The organism is Streptomyces sp. CC224B (assembly GCF_030010595.1).
Classification (GTDB): domain Bacteria; phylum Actinomycetota; class Actinomycetes; order Streptomycetales; family Streptomycetaceae; genus Streptomyces; species Streptomyces longispororuber.
In genome coordinates this window covers 1-5992 of sequence record NZ_JASCXL010000209.1, presented here as the reverse complement: position 1 = coordinate 5992, position 5992 = coordinate 1, and the positions used below count along the sequence as shown (strand labels likewise).

General features: G+C 72.9%; 5 protein-coding genes. All 5 read right to left on the bottom strand.

Translation table 11 applies throughout. The features are described from left to right. Positions 1-258: 258 nt before the first annotated feature. Positions 259-2406 carry an MMPL family transporter gene (locus tag QK440_RS40560; protein WP_282798284.1) on the bottom strand — a complete coding sequence of 716 codons (2148 nt, stop codon included), beginning with the start codon at positions 2404-2406 and terminating at the stop codon, positions 259-261. Positions 2407-2545: 139 nt separating this feature from the next. After that, complete coding sequence (gene lpdA, locus QK440_RS40555; RefSeq protein WP_282798283.1) at positions 2546-3949, bottom strand: dihydrolipoyl dehydrogenase; 1404 nt, start codon at positions 3947-3949, stop codon at positions 2546-2548. Between the two features lie 110 nt (positions 3950-4059). Next, entirely contained in the window at positions 4060-4659 is a 600-nt protein-coding gene (locus tag QK440_RS40550) for a GNAT family N-acetyltransferase (RefSeq protein WP_282798282.1), read from the bottom strand. A gap of 242 nt (positions 4660-4901) precedes the next feature. Beyond that, complete coding sequence (locus QK440_RS40545) at positions 4902-5351, bottom strand: SSI family serine proteinase inhibitor (RefSeq protein ID WP_282798281.1); 450 nt, start codon at positions 5349-5351, stop codon at positions 4902-4904. Between the two features lie 452 nt (positions 5352-5803). Beyond that, positions 5804-5992 (bottom strand): hypothetical protein (locus QK440_RS40540; protein ID WP_282798280.1); only part of this gene is annotated, 189 nt, incomplete at its 5' end.

Genomic DNA, 5992 nt, shown 5'->3' with positions numbered 1-5992 from the left:
GCCCCGCGGGCGCCCCCCCCGGCCCCGGGGGGGGCGGGCGGGGGGGGGGGGGGCCCGGGGGCCCGGGGGGGGGGGGGGGGGGGGGGGGGGGGGCCCCCCCCGCCCCCCCCCACGGGCCTCGGCAGGTCCCGCGCGAGCCGCCGGGCGTGAGCGGCGCGACTTCGTACGTACGGGCCGCCGGGAGTCAGCGGCGCGACTCCGTACGTACGGGCCGCCGGGCGTGAGCGGCATGACTCCGTGCACGCGGGCCGCCGGGAGTCAGCGGCGCGACTCCGTACGCCCGGGATCCCGTTCCCCCGCCGCGGCCGCCGGAGCCTCGTCGCCGTGCCCCGGCCACCACGCGGCGTGCCCGATCAGGGCCGTCAGCGCGGGCGTGAACAGCAGTGCCATGACGAACGCGGCGATCGCGATGCCGAAGGAGAGGGAGAAACCCATCTGCGACAGCGTCGAGTTGCCCGCGAGCATCAGCGTGGCGAAGGTGCCCGCCAGGATCACACCGGCCGAGCCGATCGTCGGGCCAGAGTGCCGGACCGCCGTGCCCGCCGCGTCGTGCGGGGCGCGTCCCTCGCGGGCCTCCTCGCGCAGCCGGGACACCATGAGGATGTTGTAGTCCGTGCCGAGCGCGACCACGAACAAGTACATGATCACGGGCAGCATGAACATCAGGCCCGGCTGGTCGCCGAGTTGCTGGAAGAGCAGCGAGGTCGCGCCGAGCGTCGCGCCGAAGCCGAGCGCGACCGACAGCATCAGGTACCACGGCGCCACCAGGCTGCGCAGCAGCAGCCCCAGGATCACCATGATGGCGAGCGCCGCCACCGGGAAGACGACCGAGTAGTCGCGGTCCACGGCCTTGTTGATGTCGACGTACACCGCCGTCGTGCCGCCCACCAGCGCCTTCGTCCCTGGCGGTGCCTCGTCGTGGGCGCCGGGCCGCAGCCGGTCCTTGACGGTGGCGAGGGCCTTGTCGGAGGCGGGCGGGTCGGCGAGCACGACCGAGTACGCCGCGGTCGTGCCGTCCTCGCTGACCCGCGGCGCCGTCACCGAGCCCACACCGTCGACGGCCGCCAACTTCGTCCGGAACGCGGCTGGTTGGCCCGCGGGCAGCGGCCCGTCGCCCGTCGACGTCAGGTAGACCGAGGTGGGGTCCGTGCTGCCCGCGGGGAAGCCCTTCTCCAGGTTGTCCTGCCAGACGATGGACTCCTTGTCGTCGGGCAGCGAGGACCCGGCGAGGTCGAAGTTGGCCTTGTAGCCGAGCGCGCCGAGCGCCAGCGCGCCCATGAACAGGCCGGAGACCACGGCCCACACCGCGGGCTTGCGGGCGATGGACGCCCCGAGGCGGGCGAAGCCCGTGCCGTGCGGCTCGCTCCGGTAGGACTTCGAGGGCCAGAAGACCCGCGTACCGAGCAGCGACACCACGGCGGGCACCAGCGTGAGCCCGGCGAGCAGCGTGAGGAAGACGGCGATGGCGAGGGCGGGGCCCATCGAGCGCAGCATGCCGAGCGTGGACAGCGTCAGCGCGGCGAAGGCGACGATGACGGCGCCCGCGGCGGAGGCGATGGCCTCGCCGACCCGCTCCACGGCGTGCACCATGGCGCCCTTGGCGTCCTCACCCGCCCGCAGCGCCTCGCGGTAGCGGAACAGCAGGAACAGGATGTAGTCGGTGCCGACGCCGAACAGGACGACCGTCAGCAGCTCCTGGATGGAGGAGTCGGCCTTCATGTCGAAGGCCTTGTTCGCGGAGGCGATCAGTCCCGTCGCCATCGGCGAGATGAGGCCGATGAGCACGACCGGCAGCAGCGCGATGACGGGGCTGCGGAAGATGACGAGCAGCAGCACGACGATGATGACGATCGTGCCGACGCCGACGAGGACACCGGCCCGCTCGGACGCGTCCCGCTCGTCCAGCGCCTGCGCCGCGCCGCCGGTGATGCCCGCGTCGAGGTCGGAGCCCTTGAGCTCCGCCGTGAGGTCCTTGCGCAGCTGTTCGACCGCGTCCTGCTGGGTGGTGTCCTCGGGGTTGGTGACCTTCGGCATGGCCACGACGGACGTCTGCACGCGCTTGTTCGGCGAGACCTCGCCGGGCGTGACGGCCTGGACGTCCTCGATCTTCCGGGCGGCCAGCTCCTTGGAGACGCGGACGACGTCCGCGGAGTCGGCGGCCGTGAGCCGGCCGCCGTCGGAGCGCTGGAAGACGATGACCGCGCCGACGTTCCGCTGCTGCGGGAACTCCCGTTCCTGCACGTCGGAGGCGCGGATGGACTCGTAGTGCTCGGGAAGGAAGCTGGCCTCGTCACTGCTGGAGGTGAGCTTGGGCGCCAGCGAGATGACGGCACCGGCGGCGACGATCCAGGCAAGGATGATCCACCACGGCCGGCGGACCACGAATCGGCCCAACGCAGAGAACATGTCCCACTGCCTCTCCTCGCCCCCGAGGCGTTCCGCATCCTGCCCAGCATCGGCCGGGTCATGCGGGGTCGCCACTCGGGAGCCACCGCGCGGGGCGGCTCCGGGCGGCTCCCGGAGGGGCGGGGAGAGGCGCGCGGCGTCAGAAGTTGATCATGTGTCCGGCCAGGCCGTGCACGGCTTCCTTGACGGCTTCGCCCAGCGTCGGGTGGGCGTGCACGTTGCGGGCCACCTCGTGCACCGTGAGGTCCCACTGCTGCGCGAGGGTCAGCTCGGGCAGCAGCTCGGTGACGTCGGGGCCGATGAGGTGGCCGCCGATGAGCTCGCCGTACTTCGCGTCGCTGATGAGCTTCACGAAGCCGGTGGAGTCGCCGAGGCCGTGCGCCTTGCCGTTGGCCGTGAAGGGGAACTTCGCGACCTTCACGTCGTAGCCGAGGTCGCGGGCCTGCTCCTCGGTGTAGCCGAAGCTCGCGATCTGCGGCTGGCAGTAGGTGGCGCGCGGGATCATCGCGTAGTCGAGCTCCATGGTCTCCGCGCCCGCGAGGGTCTCGGCGGCCACGACACCCATGGACTCGGCGGTGTGCGCCAGCATCAGCTTGGCGGTCACGTCGCCGATGGCGTAGAGGTGCGGCACGCTCGTCCGGCAGCGGCCGTCGACCTCGATGGCGCCGCGCTCGGTGAGCGCCACGCCCGTGGCCTCCAGGCCGTACCCGGTGACGTTCGGCGCGAAGCCGATGGCCTGGAGCACCTTGTCGGCCTCCAGGACCTGCTGGGCGCCGTCCTTGCCGGTCACGGTCACGCGGACCTGCTCGCCCGACTCGTCGATGGACTCCACGCGGGTGGAGGTCAGCACGTCGATGCCGAGCTTGCGGTACTGCTTGGCCAGCTCCTTGGAGACGTCCGCGTCCTCCAGCGGCGCCACCCGGTCCAGGAACTCGACGATGGTGACCTTCACGCCGTAGTTGTGCAGCACGTACGCGAACTCGATGCCGATGGCGCCCGCGCCCGCGATCACGACGGACCGCGGCAGCTCGTCGGCGAGGATCTGCTCCTCGTACGTCACCACGCGCTCGCTGCGGCGCGTGCCGGGCAGCAGCTTCGGCGTGGCGCCCGTGGCGATGACGCAGTTCTCGAAGCCGATCGTGGCCGTGGTGCCGTCGGACTTGGCCACCTGGAGGGTGTGGGCGTCCAGGAAGGTGCCCCGGCCGTCGAACTCCGTGATCTTGTTCTTCTTCATCAGGAAGTGGACGCCCTTGACGCGGCCGTCCGCGACCGTGCGGCTGCGCCGGAACGCCTCGCCGTAGTCGAAGGACACCTCGCCGTCGACCTTGATGCCGTACGTCTTGGCCTCGTGCGTGAACAGATGGGCCAGCTCGGCGTTGCGCAGGAGGGCCTTCGTCGGGATGCAGCCCACGTTGAGGCAGACACCGCCCCAGTACTTCTCCTCCACGACCGCGACCCGCTTGCCCAGTTGGGCGGCGCGGATGGCGGCCACGTAGCCGCCGGGTCCTGCTCCGAGTACGACGACGTCGAAGCGATCGTCCATGGGGTGGTTCCTCTCTGCGTTGCGGTGCTGTGGGCAGCCGTGTGGTGCGGCTGCCACGATCATCCGTCATGCGGGCCCCCGGGCGGGGGGTGGGTCGGTGTCCGTACCCCTCAAGGTTCTCGTACGAGCGTCCACTTGACCTCGCCGCCCCGGCGTTCGGCGGTGGGCGCGAGCCCGGCGGCGCGGGCCACTGCGGCGGACGCGGTGTGGTCGGGGTGGACGTGCGCGACGACCGCCGTCACCTCCGGGTGGCCGAGCAGCCCCGCCACCAGGGCCCGCGCCGCCTCCGTGGCGAGGCCGCGCCCCTGCCAGGGGCTGCCCACCACCCAGGCGACCTCGGCGGTCAGCGCGCCCGAGGCGTCCCCGGGGACGACGGTCGCCTGTACGAAGCCCGCGAGCCGGCCGTCGGAGCGCAGCCGCAGCACCCAGTTGCACCAGGACACGTCCGGGTCGGGTGCCCCGGCGAGCACGCGCGCGTAGCGGGCGCGCAGGGCCGTCGCGTCCTCCGGGCTCCCGCCGGTGAACGCGTGCAGGGCCGGGTCGGACAGGACGACGGCCATCTCCTCGGCGTGCGCGAGGCGCAGGGGTTCGAGGAAGAGGCGGGCGGTGGCGAGGGGTTCGGCGGTGAGGGGCCGCGGGGGGCCGGGGTCCCCGGCGGCGCGGCGGCGCGGGGGAGGGGGTTCGGTACCGGGGGCTCCGGTGGCGCTCATACGGTTCCTTCGGCGGGACGCGGGGACCGGCCGGGCGCCGGTTCCGTTCCTCGGCAACCGGCGGGGGCGGTGAACCCTTCCCGCCCCGCGCGCACGGGCCGGGCCCCGCGGCGCGCGCGCCTCCCGGACGGACCGGCGCACAGCATTGTGCGGCCCCCGATGCTCGGGACATCGGGGGCCGCGTACCTCGGCTGCCTCCCCCCACGAAAGGCGGGCCGAGGGGCTGGGGGGACGGGGGTCCGTCAGAAGTTCAGGAGGGCCCCCTCGGTGAGCGCCGCGTCCTTCATGCAGGGGTTGCCGAACGTGGTGGACCACGCGACGTGCTTGCCCTGCCAGACGCCGCTCACGGAGACGACGACCGGGTTCCACTCCTTGGTACAGATGCCCTGGGGCGACTTGTCCACGAGGGCGTCGAACTGCGCGCCCACGGCCGCGGCCTCCGCGCACGCGGCGCGGGGAGCGGGGTGGGTGCCCTTGGCCGTGGGGGCGCAGGTCAGGGTGACTGCCCGCTGCACCGTAGCCGTGGCGGCGTCTTCGCCCTGGCCGACGGTGAGCACCAGGTCCGAGGGCGCGTACAGGCCCTTCGGCTGCGGCGTGGCGGCCTGGGCCGCGCCTGTCGCGACCGCGGTGACGGTCAGGACTCCGGCGGCCACGGCCGCGGCCGCGCTCACGGTCTTCAGGTGGTGACGCACTGTAATGCTCCTTCAACTGCTGGTCGATGGTACGGAAAAGGGTGTGTCGTACCGATACTGCTGCGCGTTACGGACGGGTTGCGTGCCGTAGCGGCGGTTGCGTTGGGGAGTCTGGCAAGTGCGCTGAGTGAGCAGCAAACCCATGGTCGATTTCCGGATGGGGCCGTCCGCTGAGCGTGGCCCGGACAGTCGTTCGGGCAGCTCAGCGACTGCGGGGGCGCGCCCATCCGTGTTCCGTGCACCGATTTGACATCGGTCGTAAAACCGCGAACAACTGTCTGACCTGGGAGAATGAGCGGTCGGTCTTTTTTCGTCGCGTGGGCTTCGACCGGAAACCGGTGCTTGACCGGACGGGTGTCCCCCGGATAGCCGAGGGGCCGCGGAGGCCGGACGGTGGCGTGGGGCGCGTGGTGTCGCCGGGCGGGGAGGGCGTAAAAGGCCAGGTCCGGGGCCTACGGGCGGACGGTCAGGCGGTGCGCCGCCACCGGGTCGAGCCGCTGCCCCGCGGCGAACGCGGTTGTGTACGACCGCTCCCCGAGGTGGGCGCGCGCCGCGGCCTCCGCGCGGTCCACGTCCCGGCGCTCGGCCTCCGGCAGGGGCGCCCCGGCGGCCGCGCGGGCCGCGTCCGCCGCGCCGAGGAG

Coding starts and splice junctions, on each gene's coding strand:
- QK440_RS40560 (WP_282798284.1), bottom strand. CDS start 2,406: ATGTTCTCTGCGTTGGGCCGATTCGTGGTCCGCCGGCCGTGGTGGATC.
- lpdA (WP_282798283.1), bottom strand. CDS start 3,949: ATGGACGATCGCTTCGACGTCGTCGTACTCGGAGCAGGACCCGGCGGC.
- QK440_RS40550 (WP_282798282.1), bottom strand. CDS start 4,659: ATGAGCGCCACCGGAGCCCCCGGTACCGAACCCCCTCCCCCGCGCCGC.